Raw genomic sequence first — 20,060 nt, forward strand, 5'->3', positions numbered from 1 at the left:
GACTTGATCCCAAAGAAAAGGGCCGGCCCAGCGATGGGTCGGCCCTTGCTTTTTTGGGGATGTAAGAGCGATCAGCTCTTCCCTTTCCAGGGCACCAGATACCGCTCGGCGATCCGCATAAGAATGTCGATGCCGAAGCCGATGACACCGATCAGGATGATCCCCAAGATCACGATATCCGTGTTCTGGAAGCGCGAAGCCGTCATGATCATCATGCCAGCGCCCTGCTCTGCCGCGACGAGCTCGGCTGCAACCACAGTACCCCAACAAACCCCCATCGCCACGCGGGCACCGGTAAAGATTTCCGGGAGGGAGTTCGGGATGATCACCGTCCGCATGATCTGCCATTTCGAGGCGCCCAGCGAATAAGCGGCGTGTACCTTGGTGATGTTCACACCCGACACACCTGCACGGGCGGCAATGGCCATGATCCAGAGGGCAGCCAGGAACAGCAGCACGATCTTACCTGTCTCACCGATACCCGCCCATATGATCACCAGCGGGATCAGGGCAAGTGGTGGGACCGGTCGCATGAATTCGACAATCGGGTCGAACCAGCCGCGGAACCAGTTGCTCAATCCCATCGCATAGCCCAACGGGATGCCGACCGCGGCACCAATGGCAAAGCCGACGACAACGCGGAACAGCGAATAGCCCAAATGTTCAAGCAAGGTGAAGTTGCGGAAGCCATCATTCGCGATTTCAAACAGACGGCTGACCACAGCTTCCGGTGGGGGCAGCCAGATCGGTTCCATTTGCAGGCCCTGATCGGGGGCGATGTTGAGCGAGCCGCGTGTCGACATGGTAATGGAGCCAAAATCGAACTCCAGACGACCACCAGGTGTAATCGGCTCACCATTCACAGCAATGATGTTCGTGCCATCGTCGCGGGTCAGCTCGTCATTATTCTGCAGACGGGCCAGCTCGGAATCATATGTCTCGATGATCATGGCGTCGTTCTTGGCGAAGCCATCGCCCGGATCGACTGTGGGTACTTCTGGCTCACCCTCTGTGACCTCGGGGTCGTAGACCAGTACGGTGACAGTCGCGTCATCCGTATTGCCGTCAGCATCCTGAACAGTGTGCTCGAACGTGAACTCACCCACCGCTGGTCCGGGCATATGCAGGAACGAGGGCAGCAAGGCGGATCCGGTGAAAGACCCCCACAACAAAAAGAGTGCGATCACGGAAAGGATCGAGGCGCGGCGATCAGGAACAACGGCACTTTCGTCGCCGAATGTCACGGTTTTGAGGGAAGAGAAGCCAGTCCGCGCAATGCCGCCAACGACGGCCCGTACGGCAACGAAGGACAGGATGAAGAATCCCAGATAGAGCAGGAAAGGGATCATTTCGCGGCCTCCGTTCTGCCCATGATTTCTTCTTCCATATCCCAGATCATGCTGAGGATTTCCTCACGCACTTTCCCGAATTCAGGATGCTTCTTTACCTCGCGCAGATCGGCGTTCACGCCCAGATCGGCGAAGGGAAGCTGGTATTCCTTGTGAATGCGGCCAGGACGCGGGGCCATCACGATCAGCCGCTCACCCAGAAGCAGGGCTTCCTCGACAGAGTGGGTGATCAGAATGATGGTCTTTCCCGTCTCCTTCCAGAGCTTGAGCACAAGGCTCTGCATCTTTTCACGGGTCAGTGCATCCAGCGCGCCAAGCGGCTCGTCCATCAGGATCACGTCGGGGTCATTCGCAAGGCAGCGGGCAAGGGCCACACGCTGCTGCATGCCGCCGGACAGTTCGTAGATCGCTTTGTCCTTGAAATCGCCAAGGCCGACAATGTCGAGCAGATGGTCAACGTTGCCTGCGTACTCGGAGGCTCTTTGCCCCTTCATGCGCGGGCCATAGCTGACATTGTCGCGGACGTTCATCCACTCAAACAGCGCGCCCTTCTGAAAGACCATGCCGCGCTGGGCGTCAGGGCCGTGGACGTCGCTGCCATTGAGGACAATGTTGCCAGCGGTGGGGGCGAGAAAGCCCGCAACGATGTTGAGCAAGGTGGTCTTCCCGCAGCCGGACGGCCCCAGAACACTGAGTATTTCACCTTGCTTGATGTCGAGCGAGACATCCTGAAGCGCTTGCACGGCACTGCCATTAGGCAGCTCGAAGCGCATGGATAGATTGTTGATGGCCAAGCCGTTCATGCGGGGCACCTAGAGATATGGGCTGCAATGGGGAGAAATGAAAAAGGGGCCCGGTTTCCCGGGCCCCTTCGAAGAGGACTTAGTTGCCCGCGGTTGCCGCAAGTGGCTCTGCGTTCACGTTGTCTTCGTAGCTGTCATTCGCGCTGTCGATGCTGCCCGCATCAACGAAGACGTTCGCAACACCCAGCATGAACTCTGCCATGCCACCGTCGAACCAGGTCGCGCCCAGCTGATCTTCGGTGGACGGGAACGACATCGTTGCGATCGCGCCACGTGCCGCTTCGAGGTCCATACCGGACTCTGCTGCGATGACTTCAAGCATCTCATCGCCACCAGCACCGGAGTTCCAGCGCTCGTTCGCCGCCGCGCTGACGCCGACAAATGCGGAGACGAGCTCAGGGTTCTCAGCGATGAATGCCTCAGGCGCGGAGGTCACGTCGAACACCAGGATGCCGAGTGCTTCTTTTTCTGCACCGGTCAGCAGGACGTTGCCGTATTCCTTCATGCGTGCCAGACCACCGCCATAGCCACATGCGAAGTCAACTGCGCCCTGGGACAGTGCAGCTGCACCCTCTGGCGGTGCCATGTCGACGATCTCAAGGCTGGCGAGGTCCACACCGAAGTGGTCCATCTGGCGCAGGAAGCCGTAATGCGCAGCGGTGCCGAGCGGAACCGCAACGGTGCGGCCGGACAGCTCGCTCGCATTCTCTGCGTCGATTTCGAGGTCTTCGCGCACAACGCAGTTGTCGTTGTCGGAATAGCTCACAGCAACGTCGATGATCTGGAGCTCCTGACCAGCGGACGTCGCAACCACGAAGGGCGGCAGACCCTGGCTGACCGAGATCTGGACGTCGCCGGATGCCATGGCTGCGGACATTGCCGTGCCGGTCTCGAAGCTCACCCAGTTGATGTCGACGCCGAGCGCTTCTTCATATGCACCGCTCGCTTTTGCTTCGAGCATCGGCAGCGGCCACTCGAGGAAGTATGCAACGGTGATCTCTTCCAGATGTCCGTCTGCCGCAGCGCCCTGTGCGCACATGGCAAGGGCGGTGCCGGCCAGCAGTTTGGCGATCGTGTTTTTCATTTTACTCTCCAAGTTGGGAATTCTAGTCTTATTATTGATGTCAGCCTGCACGAAATCTGAGCGTCGGAACATCCTGTTTCTGCACTGGGCTACATTTTCGCGGTACTATCGCATTGCGGAACTTTTCATTCCGATGAAAAGGCTAGGCGCCGAGAAATTGATGCGTCAACCCTTTTCTGACCTAAGGGCAAATTGAAGTAGGCTTGCATTTGAGCTTCTGCGGTGGAAAGTTCTGCAATGTAAGAGTTCGCAGAGGAAACGAATGGCACGATCCGCTCAAAGTTCTATCGTTACGAAATGTGCCGAGGTTTTGGACGTCATCAGCAAAGCGCGCCGACCTTTGGGATTCGCTGAAATTGTGGAGCGGACGGGCTTCGTCAAAAGCTCCTGCCATCGCATTCTCGCCGTTTTGCAGAGCGAAGACATGATCTCCTATGACAAGCCGACGCGAACCTATCAGACCGGTAATCGCGTGAAACGGTGGGCGAGGTTCAGTTGGCACCGCACGGATCTGCTCGACGTCGCGGCGGGACCGATGGACAGCTTGAACGAGGATGCGGGGATGAACACCGCGCTCTCTATTCTGGACGATCAGCATATTCTTTATCTCAGAACCTCCGATCATATTCCCATCCGGCTTGCGGATCGGGCAGGTGATCGCGCACCGCTACATTGTACGGCTGCCGGTAAGGTTCTGCTGGCCCATCTCAGCCCGCGCAGACGCTCCGATCTTCTGGAGTCCCTTCGGCTTGAGAAATTTACTGAATACACCGTAACCGACCGCTCAGCCTTAGAGGCGGAATTTCCGGACATCATCGAGCAGGGATATGCTCGCGCGATCTGCGAAGAGCATTTGCACGTGATGGGTATGGGCGCGCCAATCTGGAATGGGCAGAAGCAGGTCACCGCGTGCCTGTCGCTCTGGACCGCGACAGACGACGCCACAAAGGCAGAGTTGGAGCAGATGGCGCCGAAGCTTGTCAGCGCTGCGCAGGAAATCTCGCGACAATTGGGCTGGGAGGGCTAGCGCGAGACGCTTGACGGAGGCCCCCTAGGCTTTGCATAGTTTTACATATCAGGAACAGAGTTCTGTATTGTGAGACTGTGATGGCTGATCTATCTGCTCAAACTCCGGGTTGGCCGGACTCTCTGTGGCTGCACACAGCACCTAAAGCGCCGGCATCGCAGCCACTTGAGGAGGATCACAACACGGATGTTGTGATCATCGGTGCGGGGTTCACGGGGTTGCGCGCCGCACTCTATCTCGTTGAGGCGGGAACAAATGTGACCGTCCTGGATGCCGGCGACGTCGCATATGGCGCGTCAGGGCGAACGGGCGGTCAGGTCAATCCGATGATGCCGTTCAACTCACCTGATCAACTGCGAACGCTGGTTGGCCCGCATGTCTTCGAGCGCCTGGCGGAAACGTCTCTCGGCTCCGCCGACGAGCTGTTCCGAATGGTCGAAACCTACCAAATCGACTGTCAGGCACGGCAGAAAGGTTGGCTGCGCGTCAATCACAGCAAGAAAGCCCACAAGAAGGCAGAGGCCGATGTGAAGGTCTGGAACGCGCTGGGTGCGGAAATGGAGATCGTTGAGACGGACCAGATTGAAGCAATCTCCGGCACGCGCGCCTACAAATCGGGTCTGGTGAACAAACGAGGCGGCGCTGTGCATCCCTTGATGCTCGCAAGAGGTTTGGGAAGTGCCGCGATTCAACGTGGTGCGCGGGTCTTTGGACGCAGCGCCGTTACCTCACTCACTCGACAAGATGGCAAATGGTGCGCCGCGACCGCCAGTGCTACGGTGAAGGCGGATTGGGTGATTGTCGCGACGAATGGCTATACGGACGACCTCATCCCGGATCTCGCGCAATCCATCATCCCGGTCACACCGATCCAGATTGCAACCGATCCTCTGCCAGAAGAGGTGATTGGCAGCATTCTGCCCCACGGACACACCATCTCGGACAGCCGCCGGGTCATCATGTACGCGCGGCGCGAACCGGACAATCGCATGGTCTATGGTGGACACGGAGAGCTGGACAGCAACGGCCAGCTTGTCGGCTTCGATTGGTTGCAGAAAGATGCCGAACGGGTGTTCCCGCAACTCAAAGGCGTGAAGTGGACCCATCGCTGGGGGGGACGCATCGCAATTACCGAGGATCACCTGCCACATCTCCACGAACCGGAACCGGGTTTGCTTGCGGCGCTGGGCTATAACGGTCGCGGTGTTGCGATGTCGAATGTGATGGGCCGGGTCATGGCGCAGCGAGTGCTCGGTGCGACGCCAGACACGTTGCCCTTACCCGTGACGGGGATCACCGGCATCCCTCTGCGTGGCTTGAAGATGGCGGCTATGCCATTTGCCGTGCGTGGAATGCGCCTGCTCGACCGGCTGGAGACACGCTAAGTCAACCCTCGCTGATCTCGCGTGTGTGATCGCGTAGTTCTCGACAGGAACCGATTGGCGCGATAGGCCGTTATCGCGTTGGAGGTCCCTCATGCTCATTCTGACAAAATTCCGTTGTATTGCCGTGGCAGCCCTATTCGCCATTGCGGGTTGTTCCAGCACGCCTGGTGCGTTTCTTCCGCCGGTTGATGAAGCAGAGATTGACCAGCTAGCCGCGGAGTTGCGCGCCCTTGATCCTCGGGTCGATCCTGATGAGGCGCAGCGGGCCGCCGAAATTGCCATTCGCTATCCGCGAGAGCTGGTCGTAGCCTACAACGTGACCGATCCGCCGATTGTCCATAACATGAAGGTCAATATGGGATTGCGGGAACGCGGCCTCTGCTACCAGTGGGCGGATGATCTGCAAGAGCGGATGGAGATGGAGAATTTCAGAACCCTTCAGCTGCATCGGGCCATTGCCGGGTCTGAAAGTGGCTGGCAGCTCGACCACTCCACATTGATTGTCAGCGCACGGGGTGCCGAGATGGAAGAAGGCTACATCATGGACCCATGGCGATCAGGCGGGCGAACCTATTGGGGTCCAATCGTTGAGGATGATGATTTCAACTGGGTCAATCGGCGGGACGTCTTTGCAGCGCGCATCGCCGAGATGGAGGCCCGTGGCGAGCCGATCCCCACAGGGAACTGATGCTATGACACTCAATTCAGATTTCTCGAAACGTGTTCTGATCCATTCCGACGAACTGGATTGGATCGCCTCCCCGATGCCCGGCGTTGATCGCCGTATGCTGGACAGGATTGGCGACGAAGTTGCGCGCGCGACCTCGATCGTGCGCTATGCGCCGGGCAGCGCCTTCTCAGCCCATACCCATACGGGTGGTGAGGAATTCATCGTTCTTGATGGTGTGTTCGAGGATGAGCACGCGCATTCTCCGGCTGGAACCTATGTGCGCAACCCGCCGACGACGTCTCATACACCTGGATCCGAAGGTGGCTGCACAATCTTCGTGAAGCTTTGGCAATTCGACATGGATGACCGCACGCAGTTCAGTGTGAAGATGTCTGACGGTCTACGGTCGGTGGCCACCGGTCATGCCCAAACGCTTTTGCATGAGGACGAAAGAGAGCGTGTCAGCTACGAGGAACTAGATCCGGGCGTAGGTTTTTCCCGGGCCGTGCCGGGCGGATGCGAGGTTCTGATCCTCGCAGGATCGGCCAGCAGCGACGGTGATGAGATGCGGAAAGGGTCCTGGCTGCGGCTGCCAGAGGGCAGCACGCTTGATCTTACAGCCGGTGAAGACGGCACGACGTTCTGGATGAAATCCGGTCATTTGCCATATGCGCGGGCTCCTCAGGTCTGACAGAGTTGCGATCAGAAATTCTCATCATCGGTGGCGGATTGACCGGATTGGCTCTGGCGGATCGGCTTGAGCAGGCTGGCCGCGATTGGCGCCTGGTTGAGGCACGCGCCCGGCTGGGCGGTCGCATCCACACAGTCTCTCATGCGCAGGCCCGGTTTGACCTTGGCCCCTCTTGGTTCTGGCCGGGCCAGGATCGGATGGCAGCGCTGGCAGATCGCTTGGGAATTGCTGTCTTCGAACAATACGCGCAGGGCATTCAGCTGCTGGAAGATCGCGCCGGACAGGTTCACCCGGCGCGGGGCTTTGCCTCGATGGCCGGGTCCTTGCGACTAGAGGGCGGTATGACATCGCTGATTGATGGTCTGGCGTCTCTTGTGCCTGACAGGCGGATCGAAACTGCGGCCCCGGTTCGACAGATCGGACAGGGAACCGCCCTGCTCGCCGACGGCCGGGCGTTGGAAGCTGACCATATTGTTGTCACCCTGCCTCCGCGTGTTGCCGCCGAACTGTCCTATGCCCAGCCCCTCGACACCGACGTGTTGGCCGCTATGCGAGCCATTCCCACCTGGATGGGTGGCCAGGCAAAATGCGTCGCCATCTATGCTGAGCCCTTTTGGCGAATGAAGGGCTTGTCGGGGGATGCGAGCAGCCAACGCGGGCCATTGGTGGAAATCCACGATGCGACGTCCATGAACGGTGTCGCCGCGCTCTTCGGATTTGTGGGCGTGCCACCGCAAGCTCGCGCCGACCATGCCGATCAATTGCAACCGGCAATCCTGGATCAACTGGGGCGCCTGTTTGGTGAAGAGGCGCTTAGCCCATCAGCCTTTCACCTGATGGACTGGGCGACAGAACCCCACAGCACCACGGCGCTCGATCTAGAACCATTGCGCGCCCATCCCGACTACGGCCCACTTTCCGAGTTGAGCAAGCTCGCGGATCAGCGCTTGCATTTCAGTGGGACCGAGCTGGCGCCCGAAATGGGTGGGTATCTTGAAGGAGCCCTTGCGGCTGCCGAAGCGATGGCGCACCGCCTCACCTAAGACTTAGGGAACAACGACGATGTTGCCGGTGTGCTGCTTTGCCAGAAAGGCCTCCTGTGCCTGCTGCAACTCACGCAGAGGATAGGTTGCCGCCAGCGCCGGGCGCACCTCACCTGCCTCGATATAGCGGATCAGCGCTGGCATCACGCTCTGATCGATGACGGTGGAGCCGAAGAAGGACAGGTCCCGCAGGTAAAGTGTGCGCAGATCGAGCTCCACGATTGGACCAGCAATCGCGCCAGAGCAGGTGTACCGCCCCCCACGCTCCAAAACATCTAGCAAAGTTGGCCAATGCGGTCCGCCCACGACATCTGCAATGACGGTGATGCGCTCCGACCCCAGTGCTGCGCGCAGATCAGACGGCGCGCGGGGCAACAGAACGTCAGCGCCGAGCTTTCGAACATCTTCGTGTTTAGCCTCGGATGCCATGGCAACCACCCGTGCGCCCCGCCGCTTTGCCAACTGCACCAACGCGCCGCCAACACCGCCAGAGGCGCCGGGTATGAGAATAGTATCCGTCGAGGTCACGCTGGCCCGTGTCAGCATACCCTCTGCTGTGGAGTAGGAGCATGAGAACGTCGCAAGCTCCGCATCGGTAAGCGTCGAGTCAACGCGCAGCGCGTTCCGGCTGGGCATCGTGGTGTACTGGGCAAAGCCGCCGTCACGCTCTGAACCGAAATAGCCGGTTCGGTTGATGTCTTTTGGGTCGTCTTCGTCGCGCAACCAATCATCAGCAATGATACGTTCACCAATCCGGGCCTCGCTGACACCCTCACCCACGGCGACGATAATCCCGCACACATCTGCGCCTTGGATTCTGGGGAAGCTGATGGGGGATCCCCCCCAGGCGGGATCGTCGCCATCCGGTTCCTCGGTCGTATCGCTATCTGTCGCGGTCGTGACGGCTTTAGAGTACCATCCAATCCGCGTGTTGATATCGGTATTGTTCAACCCACACGCCTTCACTTCAATCAGTACGTCGCCCTTGGCAGGTGTGGGAACAGGCCAATCCGTTTCGTAAGAGAGCTTTTCGAACCCTCCATGGCCAATTGTGACCATGGCGTGCATCGTGCGCGGAAGATTCATTTGGCGACCTTTCTTGAGTATCGGACCACACTACGCAGGCGTTGCATTCACGCCAGAGGATTTTCACATATGTTCGGATCGCGAAGATGAGCATCCTGAAACCGCAGATATGACGATGACACCGCTGAAGATCGGCGAATTCCTGCTGTTCAAATCGTTTTTGGACAGGGCCGCCCAAGAGCAGTTGCGGGACCAGACCCGAAACATCGCGATAGAGGCTCCACTCACGCGCTATGAAACGCCGGGGGGCCGTCCAATGCGTGTCCGGATGACAGCTGCTGGCAATGTGGGTTGGGTCAGCGATGCGCAAGGTTATCGATATGCAGCCACCCACCCGAGCGGAATGCCCTGGCCCCCGATTCCGGCAGAGTTGCTCGACATCTGGAAGAAGGTCGCCGGACATGCCGTCCAACCCGATACCTGCCTGATCAACTACTACGATGGCGATGCGAAGATGGGGTTGCATCAGGATCGGGACGAGGCAGACCTGACCGCACCGGTCGTCTCTATCTCTCTGGGCGATACGGCTCTCTTCAGGATTGGCGGCAAGGAGCGTGGCGGGCCCACACAAACCGTACTTTTGGAGAGTGGGGATATCCTCGTGATGGGGGGTGCCGCGCGGTTATGCTTCCATGGTGTCGATTGGATACGCCATAAGTCCTCCACATTGCTGAAGAACGGTGGGCGGATCAATCTGACCTTGCGAAAAGCAACCTGAGTTGGTCACCGCACCGATTTGACGTAGAGTAAGTTGCCCCTTTCTACGGACGTACCCGATGACGTTTCCCACTGCCAAAGAGCTTCCGACTGATGGTCCGTATACTCTGGCCAATCTGCGCGTGCCGGCCGCTCTCATCGGAAAGCCCGGTGATCTGGCAGATCTCAACATTACGGTAGAGGGCGAGCACATCGTGGCCCGCCCGGGGGCGGTTACGTTTGATATGAAGGGCGCAATTGTCCTGCCCGCCTTTGCAGATATTCACACCCATCTCGACAAGGGCCATATCCTGCCACGTGCGTCCAATCCTCACGGAACCTTGTCAGGCGCAATGCGCGCGACGGCTCAGGATCGGGACAACTGGACGCATATTGATCTCTGGCGGCGGATGAACTTCGCGCTTGAGTCTGCGTTCGTGCATGGCACCCGAGCGATCCGAACCCATCTCGACAGCCGCCCGGAACATGCAAGCCGTGTTTGGCCCTTGTTTCTGGAACTGCGCGAAGAATGGGCGGATCGGATCACACTTCAGGCAGCAACGCTTTTGCCGTTGGAGGCGACCGATCCCACTGGTCCGTTTCGACTGACCGCAGATATGGTCGCCCATGCCGGTGGCGTATTGGGTGCGCTGGCGCTGCCATCACCAGAATTGCCCGAACAGCTTGATGCGTTTCTGTCCCTAGCCCGCCAGCATGATCTCGCCGTTGATTTCCATGCGGACGAGACGGACAATCCTCAATCTGACTGTCTGCGCCACATCGCAGAGGCCGTCCTGCGGACCGGGTTCGAGGGCGCTGTTACCGTAGGCCATTGCTGCTCGCTCGCCACCCAATCAGAAGAGGTTGCCCAAGCTACTTTAGAGCGTGTGGCAGAGGCCGGGATCGGTGTCGTCTGCTTGCCGCTGGCCAACGCCTATCTTCAGGATCATATGCCGGGCCGCACGCCACGATGGCGAGGCATTACATTGGTGCATGAGATGCAGGCAATGGGCATTCCCGTGGCCTTCGCCTCTGACAACACACGCGATCCGTTTAACCCACATGGCGATCTGGACATGGTCGAGATCATGCGCGCGTCCGCGCGCCTTGCACATCTCGACCTTGGCGACGGGGAGTGGCCACTTAGCTTCACCACACTCCCGACAGAGATGGCGTCGTTTGAGCCAACAGGCTTTCTGCCCGGCCAAAAAGCCGATTTCATTCTGTTCTCCGCGCGGGATTGGTCGGAATTCCTGTCGCGACCCCAATCTGATCGTCTGGTCATCCGCGCGGGGCGTCCGGTTGCAGAGGGGCTTCCGGATTATTCTGCGCTGGATGACCTGATGGATGTTGCCGACTAGTGGGTGGTCTGCTCTTCGGCTGCGAAGGCCGCCTCCAATCGCTGGGACATCCGTGGAAGATTGGACAGAGAGTGCAGATGCAAATGGCACAATTCCAGCGCATCGGTGCGGTTCAACTCTTCCAGCACATCGCCTGGCAGTTTGCGCAGCTTGTCGCGATTGACCGTCATGAACCCGCCCATGGTTGCCTGCGCCGCCTCTGAATTCGCGCCGGCGTGGAACTCCGCCCGTGACTCTTCGAGAAGCTCAAGTTCACGCAAGCGATGGGTCATGGCCTTGGTGCGTTCGAACTGCGCCTGAAACCCGTTAGAGAAGGTCAGCATGCGGCCCAAATACTCCGTCCGCTCCCCCTGGCTGTCGAACAGCCGCTCTCCGCGTCCATCGGTGTTCACACCTGAAAAGCTCATGTCGATGCAGAGTGTCAGCTTGTCATCCTCCGGTGTCGCATTGGATGAGAAGACAAAAGGATAACGCCGCAGGAATGCTGGAACATAGTCCGTCAGCCACTCACCCTTTTCACCGATATGGGCGTTCAGGCCGGGGCGCGCGCCAAGGATGATGACGGGGAAAACCTGATCCCCTTCGCCCGCGAATACGATGACATGCTGACCAGCGGCCGGAGCAAATTCAGCGGCCAGCAACGGCACTGAATTCAGCTCGCGCGCAAAGGACCAATCCTTGCCGGTCTCAACTGAGAGATCACGGTGCCGTTCGGAGGAGATCGGAACCGCATTCTCGTAGATCAGCATCTGCTTTGCCATATTTGGTCTCTCTTCTAGGTCGTGTGCCGAGGATTGCGAAACTATGGCGCATCCGATCTCGTGGCGAAAGGCCGGAGCGGGCAGTATCGCTCATGAAATGGCGCGGATGACGGAAGCCGCCAGATATCTCTGACCGCGGACTCATTTGCCTGCGATAGTTTCAACACCCTCAAACCTCTAAAGGCTGTCCTCGTCAAATTGTCGCTGGATCAGCGTCACGAAACGCTGTGTCAGCGTCGTGGGCCGTGCGCTGGCACGGTAGAGGACAGAGACCTGAACCGGGCTGATCCGCAATTGCTCGGTCCCCACATTTGATCCCGCCTGACCTAACCCGAACTGCACCTCGGCAACAGGGTTGAGCCGCGGGGGAAGCAATCCGTCAGGGCAGGATGTCAAATGCCTGGCCGCGACGCGATGCTTCCGCAGCGCTCCTTCCACGGCCATATGAACCCCTGTGGCAGGTGGAGGCAGCGCAATGGAAAGCGTTTCGACATCGCCCCAATGCAAGTGCCCACCGCAATTCTCATGATCGGGGTGAAGCCGTGCTGTCACGGGATAGGTCGCCGCACAGGCAACGGCGAGCCCGTCCACGATCTCCGGTGTACTGACAACGGCGACGTCATTGCGCCGATCCAGCAGGCTCGCAGGTCCCTGATATTGTTCGACTGTCAGGGAAACGTGGGGCATTGCGTCGCGGAAGTGTTCAAGCGCTGGGGCAAGGATGGAGTGCTGTACGTCCTGCGAGACCGCGATGGAGAACTGGCCTGCGCCACCCCCTTGCATTTCCGCAAGGCTAAGCTTGAAGTCATCGATCTGGGCGAGGTGGTCGGTGATCGGGCCGTAAATCAACTCTCCCACAACCGAAAGCCGCACCCCGCTTGGCAGCCGCTCGAAGATCTCGATGCCCAGCTCAGCTTCAAAACCCTGTATCGCTCGGTTCAGAGCGGACGGCGACACCGCCAGATGTTCTGCCGCCGCCCGGATTGAACCGGCTTTGGCAACCATGACAATGGCCCTGTAGATCCGCAAATGGCGCATATCGGTCTCAAAATTTGGTGGTGCAATTATTGCACCACACATGCGCAAACTTTGATGCAGACAGCAACACCTTTATCCGCATGATCCCAGCCCGGATGTATCTCCGCATCGCACCCCAGACGGATCAAAAACATGAAAAAACTTCTCCTCACGAGTGCCCTTACCGCGTTGTGTGCCACGAGCGTATCTGCCGAAATCAAGGTCGGCGTCCTTCACTCCCTCTCCGGAACCATGGCGATTTCTGAGACCACCCTGCGCGACACGATGCTGATGCTGATCGAACAGCAGAACGCAGCGGGCGGGCTTCTGGGTGAAGAGATTGTGCCTGTTGTCGTCGATCCGGCATCCGACTGGCCGCTTTTTGCCGAGCGTGCGCGCGAACTGCTGACGGTGCACGAAGTTGACGTGATCTTCGGTGCATGGACCTCCGTGTCCCGCAAATCCGTGCTGCCGGTCATCGAAGAGCTTAACGGCCTGATGTTCTACCCCGTGCAGTACGAGGGTGAGGAAAGCTCCCGCAATGTCTTCTACACCGGTGCCGCACCCAACCAGCAGGCGATCCCGGCTGTAGACTATTTCCTTGAGGAACTGGGCGTTGAGACCTTCGCGCTGCTCGGCACCGATTACGTTTACCCGCGCACGACGAACCGTATCCTCGAGCAATACTTGCTTGACGCGGGCATCCCGCAGGAAAACATCTTCGTAAACTATACCCCGTTCGGCCACTCTGACTGGTCCTCGATCGTTGCGGATGTCGTTGCGTTGGGCGAGAGCGGCAACCAGGTTGGCGTGATCTCCACGATCAACGGCGATGCAAACGTGGGCTTCTATTCCGAGCTTGCTGCCTCCGGCGTCTCCGCCGATGACATCCCTGTCGTCGCTTTCTCCGTTGGTGAGGAAGAGCTGTCCGGCCTCGACACCACGAACCTTGTCGGCCACCTCGCGGCGTGGAACTACTTCCAGTCCGCCGACACACCGGAAAACGAAGCCTTCATCGAAGCATGGCACGAGTTTGCCGGACCCGAGCGTGTGACCAACGATCCGATGGAAGCGCACTATATCGGCTTCAACATGTGGGTGCAGGCCGTCGAAGCGGCTGGCACCACTGATGTCGATGCCGTGCGCGCTGCGATGTACGGCCAGGAAGTCACCAACCTGACCGGTGGTACTGCCGTGATGCTGCCGAACCACCACCTCGCCAAGCCGGTCCTGATCGGTGAGATCCAGGCGGACGGTCAGTTCGACATCATCTCCCAGACGGCTGAGGTCGAAGGCGACGCATGGACCGACTACCTCGAAGAGAGTGCGGTTCTTGTCTCCGACTGGCCGGGTCTGGAGTGCGGCATGTACAACACCGAGACCGAGACCTGCGTTCAGATCGAATCCAACTACTAATCTGATCTGACATGAAAAAAGACGGCGGCCCCTCCCGGCCGCCGTCATGCTGACTGAAAACGGGCGGTAAGACCTTGAAAATCATAGATATCCTCACCCGGCTCGCGCTGGTCGCAGCGCTGGCAGTCGGGGGAGCTGCGACCGCCCAGACCGGGCCCTCGCTTCAAACTGTGCTTGATGAAAATCGCGAACTGATTGTCGACGCCTCCCGTCGCACGGTGCAGGGCGCACTGGATGCGCTTGTTGCGAGTGGCCAGGAAGGTATCCCCGCTTTCCTCGAAAGCTGGCAAGCGCGCGAGGTCTACGTCGCCCCAGATGGTGCCTTTGTGCTGGTGCAGGATGAGGACGCGGATCCCTATACCCTTCTCGATATCGAAACCGGAGACGTTCTGGGAACGGCCGGCAAGCGCGAGGTCGAACATCTTCGCCCCAACCGTGGGGTTCAAAACCTGATTGGTGCTGCCCTTGTCCAGTTCCAGCTGTCTTCACCCGATGCGCAGACGCGTCTGGCCGCCCTCGATGCCATCGACCGTTCCCCCGATGAAAGCCAGCTTCCTCTGCTTCGCGCGATGATTGCCGCAGAACAGGACCCCGACGTCCTTGCGACCGCTCAGAATGTTCTGACGTCCCTGACAATCGCCTATGCCGAGGATGATGGGGAGCGGGTCGCGGCGATTGAGGGTCTTGGGGGCCGCATTGATGTGGCTGCGCGCGCCACGCTCAACCCATTGCTCGCAACCCGACGCGCTGTCGCGGAAGCACTGCCAGAGGATACCAACATCGCCGAAGTGCTGCAGCCTGGGACCGGCGACCTGCCCCGGATGGAAGCCTATCAGATGTTGGTAGAGGCTGATCTGGCACCTGCCTTCACCGCCACCTCTGATCTTCGCGCGATCCTGACGGATCATATTGTGGATGACATGGTCGGAGGTGTCCCCGTTCGTCTTCTCGACACGGACGCGGCCCGGTTCGAAGCCTATGCAGCCCTTGCAGCAGAAGGAACGCTGCCGCCGCTCGTGACAGAGGCGCAAGTGGATGCAGCCCTCGCCTCCCACGTCTTTTTCGATCAATACCGTGAGCCCTCGAAGGCCGTGACCGATGCCGCATCCGAGACTCTCGCAGGGATCAACACGCGGGTTGGCGCGCTTGAGATCGTTGATCTGTCGCTCGACGGGTTGAGCCTCGTTTCGATCTATTTCCTTGCGGCCATTGGGCTGGCCATCACTTTCGGCGTGATGGGCGTCATCAATATGGCCCATGGCGAATTCATCATGATGGGCGCCTATACCGGCTACCTCGTCCAAGCCATCGTCCCGGATTATACGATTGCTCTGGTCATCGCGCTGCCGCTTGCCTTTGTCGTGACTTTCGGCGCTGGTGTAGGGATGGAGCGGTTGGTGATCCGCAAGCTCTATCACCGTCCGCTAGAGACGCTTCTTGCGACCTTTGGAATCTCCATTGCCTTGCAACAGATCGTACGGCAGGTCTTTGGTGCGCAGGCGCGCCCGCTGACCCCGCCCGACTGGCTGGCCGGGTCACTCGATTTCAACGATGTTGTGTCGATCAGCTATATCCGCATCGCGATATTCGCGCTGGGTCTCGTGTTCTTCGTCTTGCTCTGGCTCATCCTAAACCGCACACGGTTGGGGCTGGAGGTTCGCGCCGTTACACAGAACCCGGCCATGGCATCTTCCATGGGCATCAATCCCGATCGCATCAACATGCTGACCTTCGGCCTCGGCTCTGGCATTGCCGGGATCGCTGGTGTGGCCATCGGTCTGTTTGCACAGGTCACGCCGGAACTTGGCACCAACTATATCGTGCAAAGCTTTATGACTGTCGTGGTCGGGGGCGTGGGCAACATTTTCGGCACGTTGGCCGGAGCCTCGCTGATCGGCTTCCTGCAAAAGGGGATCGAGTGGCTGAACCCGTCCAACACATTGGCCGCGCAAACCTACATGATCCTCTTCGTGATCCTGTTCATTCAGTTCCGGCCCAGGGGCATCATCGCCCTCAAGGGCCGCGCGGCGGGGGATTGAGCCATGGGTAAGCTCTTCGCTGAAAATCGCTCTGTCCCTGTTTTCCTGATGATCCTCGCGGCCATCACCCTCGCCATTACCGTGATGAGCGAAGGGTACGGGACAGGGGCCATCTCGACCTCTCTGGTCAAGACGCTGGGCATGACGCTTTGCCTGTGCCTGATCGCCCTCGCCATGGATCTTGTCTGGGGCTATTGCGGGATCCTCAGCCTTGGGCATTTCGCCTTCTTCGCGCTTGGCGGTTACATGATCGGGATGTGGCTGATGTATGCGCGGACCGCCGATACGATTGCTGCGGCGCAAGCTGCACAGCCCATACCGCCGACTGCCGTTGAGCTGAACGATGCTATCGCCGTGCAAATTTTCGGCGTGGTTGGGGGGGACAGCTTCCCCTGGATGTGGGCGTTCTCGGACAGCCTGTTCCTGCAACTGGCGCTGGTCGTACTCGCGCCGGGCCTGCTCGCCTTTGTCTTCGGCTGGCTGGCGTTCCGCAGCCGGGTCACGGGGGTCTACCTCTCGATCCTGACGCAGGCGATGACGTTGGCATTGTCGCTTTACCTCTTCCAGAACGACACGGGGCTGCGCGGCAACAACGGCCTGTCCGGTTTGCAAAACCTGCCGGGGGTCGAAGCGCCGCAAGCGCTCACGTCCGTCTGGTTCCTCTGGGCCAGCGCACTGGCGCTGGGACTGGGGTATCTGCTGTGCGCGTGGGTCGTTTCGGGCAAGTTCGGCAAGGTCGTCCGTGGCATCCGGGATGATGAGCCGCGTGTACGGTTCCTTGGCTACCCGGTGGAGGGCTTCAAGCTCTTCATCTTTGTCCTGTCCGCCGTGATCGCGGGCATTGCAGGCGCGCTTTACTACCCGCAGGCGGGCATCATCAATCCTGATGAACTTGCGCCAATCGCCTCCATCTACCTCGCGGTTTGGGTCGCCATTGGCGGGCGCGGACGGCTCTATGGGGCGGTGATCGGCGCTGCGGTCGTCTCACTCGCCTCCACGTGGTTCACTGGGGGCCGCGCGCCGGACATTCCGCTGGGCGGCTACACGATCCAGTGGGTCGATTGGTGGACGGTGCTGCTCGGCCTGGGCTTCGTGCTGGTCACGCTCTATGCGCCCAAGGGCCTTGGCGGTTTGATTGACCTGATGTCGCGGAGGAAAGACGCATGAGCACGCTTCTCGAAGTCTCGGGCGTCTCCGTCACCTTTGACGGCTACCGTGCGATCAACAACCTCTCCTTTGCCATCGGTGAGCCTGAGATGCGGGCGATCATCGGCCCGAACGGCGCGGGCAAGACGACCTTCATGGACATCGTCACCGGCAAGACCCGGCCCGATGAGGGGCAAGTGATCTGGGGGGAGAAGAACGAAAGCCTGCTGCGCAAGTCCGAGGCTCAGATCGTACAGGCTGGCATCGGCCGCAAGTTCCAGCGCCCAACGGTTTTCGAAGAGCAGACCGTCTACGACAATTTGCAAGTCGCCCTGCGCAAGGATCGCGGCCCACTGGCAGTCTTGCTGGATCGCCCAACCAAGGCAGATCGCGACCGCATCGAGGAATTGGCCGGAGAGATCGGCCTCTCCGACCATCTCGACACGATTGCCGGTACAATCAGCCACGGGCAGAAACAGTGGCTGGAGATTGGCATGTTGCTGGCGCAGGAGCCGCGCCTGCTCCTCGTCGATGAACCTGCCGCTGGCATGACTAAGGAAGAACGGGACCACACGACCGACCTGCTCAAGGAAGCGGCCAAGACCCGTGCCGTCGTTGTCGTCGAGCATGATATGGAGTTCGTCCGCCGCCTCGATTGCAAAGTGACCGTGCTGCATGAGGGCTCCGTCCTTGCCGAAGGCACGCTCGACCACGTGACCGCCGATCAGCGTGTCATCGACGTATATCTGGGACGCTGAAGATGCTCGAAACCCGCGATTTGACACTCCACTATGGCGGTAGCCGCATCCTGAACGGGATTTCCCTGTCGGCCGAGAAGGGCGAAGTCACCTGTGTGATGGGCACCAACGGTGTCGGGAAAACCAGTCTGCTCAAGGCCATCTCCGGCACGCATCCACGGTCCGGTGGGGAGATGTCACTGGATGGGGAGCAGCTGCCAGCCCTTCGACCTCATGATCTTGCCCGTCGTGGCGTTGGCTATGTGCCGCAAGGCCGGATGATCTTCCCGCTTCTGACCGTGCGTGAGAACCTTGAAACCGGCCTTGCGTGCCTGCCAAAGGGCGAACGGGCGATGCCCGATGAGATTTACGAGCTGTTTCCCGTACTGAAGGAAATGCAGGATCGGCGCGGTGGTGACCTATCCGGCGGGCAGCAACAGCAGCTCGCCATTGGCCGGGCACTGGTGATGAAGCCGAAACTGCTGCTGCTCGATGAACCGACAGAAGGCATTCAGCCCAACATCATCCAGCAGATCGGGCGGGTCATTGCCTATCTGCGCGATCAGGGCGACATGGCCATTATACTGGTCGAGCAATATCTGAAATTCGCATATGAGCTGGCCGACAGCATCGTCGTGATGCGTCGCGGGGAAGTTGAGCTTTCTGGCCGTAAGAACGAAGTCAGCTTGGATCGTCTCTCCGCTATGCTGACCTCTGCGGCAGCGTAAGCATGGGGCGTTAACCTCTGTCTGGTTGACCTTCGACCACCCGCCCGCATGATGACGGCATGAGCCGCAAGACAACTCATATGCTGCGTCCGCTTCTGGTGTTCAGTTGGCTGGACTGGTGGCGCACGGCGATCCGAGTGGTGACCGGGGTGGGCGAACGAAATCTGTTCCTCGCCGCCGGTGGTATGGCGTTTTTCGCGACCCTTTCCATCTTTCCCACGATCACGCTGCTCATATCCTCTTACGCCTATTTCAGTGATCCGTCCGAATTGGTGCGGCAGGCGGGGCAGCTCGAAGCGGTGATGCCGCCCAGTGCCTATGAGCTGGTCTATGGTCAGGTCCATCGTGCCCTGCAAACGCCGCAGGCTGATTTCGGGGTTGCTGGGCTGATTTCCATTGCGTTGATCCTGTGGGCCGCGCGGGCGGGATCGAACGCGTTGCTACAGGGCCTTACGCTGGTCTTCTCGGATGTTGGGAAGCGCAGCTTTCTTCGGCACACGATGACAGCCATCCTGTTGACGATTACGATAATCGGGGTGGTGATCTTCACAGCACTGGTCGTCATCGCCGTTCCCATTGCCCTGCAATTCCTGCCTTTGGGCGGTGGGACCGAGACATTCGCCCGGGCGCTCACCTATCTGATCGGTCTTTGCGCCATGATGATCGCCATTGGCATTCTCTATCGCTATGGGCCAAATCGCCGTGGCAATCGCATTCCCTTGCTCAGCTTCGGGGGGCTGGTGGCCGGATTGCTTTGGCTGCTCGCGTCCATCCTGTTCAGCTACTACCTCAAGAATTTTGGGAACTATAACGAAGTCTATGGATCGATCGGTGCGGTCGCGGCACTGATGATGTGGTTCTTTGTCAGCTCATTCGTTGTCCTGTTCGGAGCGCTTCTGAACTTCGAAATCGAACGTCAGCCGCTTTTCTCCAAGACCCTCAAGCTGGCCGATGATCCGCTGGGTTCTGAAGATTCTGAGCAATCTGCGGAATTTCTGCACGGATCCTGAGCGGTCTCTCA

At 59.4% G+C, this 20,060-nt stretch carries 19 protein-coding genes; 13 read left to right on the plus strand and 6 right to left on the minus strand.

Annotation, left to right across the window (positions count from 1 at the left end; genetic code table 11):
* Positions 1–71: 71 nt before the first annotated feature.
* The 3 genes from POI8812_RS02735 to POI8812_RS02745 form a co-directional block, all read right to left on the minus strand.
* Entirely contained in the window at positions 72–1,349 is a 1,278-nt protein-coding gene (locus POI8812_RS02735; RefSeq protein ID WP_108780982.1) for an ABC transporter permease, read from the minus strand.
* Positions 1,346–2,152, minus strand: coding sequence for an ABC transporter ATP-binding protein (locus POI8812_RS02740; RefSeq protein ID WP_108780983.1), 807 nt, complete (start codon positions 2,150–2,152; stop codon positions 1,346–1,348). Before POI8812_RS02740 ends, POI8812_RS02735 begins: the two co-directional genes overlap by 4 nt.
* A gap of 79 nt (positions 2,153–2,231) precedes the next feature.
* Positions 2,232–3,236, minus strand: a complete 1,005-nt coding sequence (locus POI8812_RS02745) for a taurine ABC transporter substrate-binding protein (protein ID WP_108780984.1) — start codon at positions 3,234–3,236, stop codon at positions 2,232–2,234.
* A 262-nt stretch (positions 3,237–3,498) separates the two neighbouring features.
* Here POI8812_RS02745 and POI8812_RS02750 point away from each other — a divergent pair, with 262 nt between their 5' ends.
* The 5 genes from POI8812_RS02750 to POI8812_RS02770 all read left to right on the plus strand — a co-directional run bounded on the left by POI8812_RS02750 (position 3,499) and on the right by POI8812_RS02770 (position 8,052).
* Positions 3,499–4,263: an IclR family transcriptional regulator gene (locus POI8812_RS02750; RefSeq protein ID WP_108780985.1), complete on the plus strand. Its 765-nt coding sequence runs from the start codon at positions 3,499–3,501 to the stop codon at positions 4,261–4,263.
* An 80-nt stretch (positions 4,264–4,343) separates the two neighbouring features.
* The gene (locus tag POI8812_RS02755; protein WP_108780986.1) at positions 4,344–5,648 is read left to right on the plus strand and encodes an NAD(P)/FAD-dependent oxidoreductase; all 1,305 of its coding nucleotides are present in this window, start codon (positions 4,344–4,346) and stop codon (positions 5,646–5,648) included.
* 91 nt (positions 5,649–5,739) lie between these two features.
* On the plus strand, positions 5,740–6,336 hold the full coding sequence (locus POI8812_RS02760; RefSeq protein WP_108780987.1) for a hypothetical protein: 597 nt from the start codon (positions 5,740–5,742) through the stop codon (positions 6,334–6,336).
* Positions 6,337–6,340: 4 nt separating this feature from the next.
* On the plus strand, positions 6,341–7,009 hold the full coding sequence (locus POI8812_RS02765) for a cupin domain-containing protein (RefSeq protein ID WP_108780988.1): 669 nt from the start codon (positions 6,341–6,343) through the stop codon (positions 7,007–7,009).
* A gap of 5 nt (positions 7,010–7,014) precedes the next feature.
* Positions 7,015–8,052, plus strand: coding sequence for a flavin monoamine oxidase family protein (locus tag POI8812_RS02770; protein ID WP_108780989.1), 1,038 nt, complete (start codon positions 7,015–7,017; stop codon positions 8,050–8,052).
* A 3-nt stretch (positions 8,053–8,055) separates the two neighbouring features.
* Here POI8812_RS02770 and POI8812_RS02775 read toward each other — a convergent pair whose 3' ends face one another.
* Positions 8,056–9,138 (minus strand): alcohol dehydrogenase family protein, encoded by a 1,083-nt coding sequence (locus POI8812_RS02775; protein ID WP_245895224.1) that lies wholly within the window; start codon positions 9,136–9,138, stop codon positions 8,056–8,058.
* A 115-nt stretch (positions 9,139–9,253) separates the two neighbouring features.
* Here POI8812_RS02775 and POI8812_RS02780 point away from each other — a divergent pair, with 115 nt between their 5' ends.
* Together POI8812_RS02780 and POI8812_RS02785 are read left to right on the plus strand one after the other, a co-directional pair.
* Positions 9,254–9,856, plus strand: a complete 603-nt coding sequence (locus POI8812_RS02780) for an alpha-ketoglutarate-dependent dioxygenase AlkB family protein (protein WP_108781494.1) — start codon at positions 9,254–9,256, stop codon at positions 9,854–9,856.
* Positions 9,857–9,914: 58 nt separating this feature from the next.
* On the plus strand, positions 9,915–11,195 hold the full coding sequence (locus POI8812_RS02785; protein ID WP_108780990.1) for a cytosine deaminase: 1,281 nt from the start codon (positions 9,915–9,917) through the stop codon (positions 11,193–11,195).
* On the opposite strand, the gene POI8812_RS02790 is transcribed toward POI8812_RS02785, so the two are convergent.
* Positions 11,192–11,956 carry a SapC family protein gene (locus tag POI8812_RS02790; RefSeq protein ID WP_108780991.1) on the minus strand — a complete coding sequence of 255 codons (765 nt, stop codon included), beginning with the start codon at positions 11,954–11,956 and terminating at the stop codon, positions 11,192–11,194. The two genes, POI8812_RS02785 and POI8812_RS02790, sit on opposite strands and share 4 nt — an antisense overlap.
* 177 nt (positions 11,957–12,133) lie before the next feature.
* Positions 12,134–13,036: a LysR family transcriptional regulator gene (locus POI8812_RS02795; protein ID WP_306438836.1), complete on the minus strand. Its 903-nt coding sequence runs from the start codon at positions 13,034–13,036 to the stop codon at positions 12,134–12,136.
* A gap of 90 nt (positions 13,037–13,126) precedes the next feature.
* Between POI8812_RS02795 and urtA the strand changes: the two genes are divergently transcribed.
* From urtA to POI8812_RS02825, 6 genes are all read left to right on the plus strand, one after another.
* A complete protein-coding gene (gene urtA, locus POI8812_RS02800; RefSeq protein WP_108780993.1) occupies positions 13,127–14,389 on the plus strand; it encodes an urea ABC transporter substrate-binding protein in 1,263 nt (420 codons plus the stop codon).
* 74 nt (positions 14,390–14,463) lie between these two features.
* On the plus strand, positions 14,464–16,428 hold the full coding sequence (gene urtB / locus POI8812_RS02805; protein WP_428842184.1) for an urea ABC transporter permease subunit UrtB: 1,965 nt from the start codon (positions 14,464–14,466) through the stop codon (positions 16,426–16,428).
* A gap of 3 nt (positions 16,429–16,431) precedes the next feature.
* Positions 16,432–17,595 (plus strand): urea ABC transporter permease subunit UrtC, encoded by a 1,164-nt coding sequence (urtC, locus tag POI8812_RS02810; protein ID WP_108780994.1) that lies wholly within the window; start codon positions 16,432–16,434, stop codon positions 17,593–17,595.
* Positions 17,592–18,332, plus strand: a complete 741-nt coding sequence (gene urtD / locus POI8812_RS02815; RefSeq protein WP_108780995.1) for an urea ABC transporter ATP-binding protein UrtD — start codon at positions 17,592–17,594, stop codon at positions 18,330–18,332. Before urtC ends, urtD begins: the two co-directional genes overlap by 4 nt.
* A 2-nt stretch (positions 18,333–18,334) precedes the next feature.
* Positions 18,335–19,039, plus strand: a complete 705-nt coding sequence (urtE, locus tag POI8812_RS02820) for an urea ABC transporter ATP-binding subunit UrtE (protein ID WP_108780996.1) — start codon at positions 18,335–18,337, stop codon at positions 19,037–19,039.
* Positions 19,040–19,098: 59 nt separating this feature from the next.
* Positions 19,099–20,049 (plus strand): YihY/virulence factor BrkB family protein, encoded by a 951-nt coding sequence (locus tag POI8812_RS02825; protein WP_108780997.1) that lies wholly within the window; start codon positions 19,099–19,101, stop codon positions 20,047–20,049.
* Positions 20,050–20,060: the final 11 nt, after the last annotated feature.

The organism is Pontivivens insulae, from assembly GCF_900302495.1.
In the GTDB taxonomy this organism is placed as follows: domain Bacteria; phylum Pseudomonadota; class Alphaproteobacteria; order Rhodobacterales; family Rhodobacteraceae; genus Pontivivens; species Pontivivens insulae.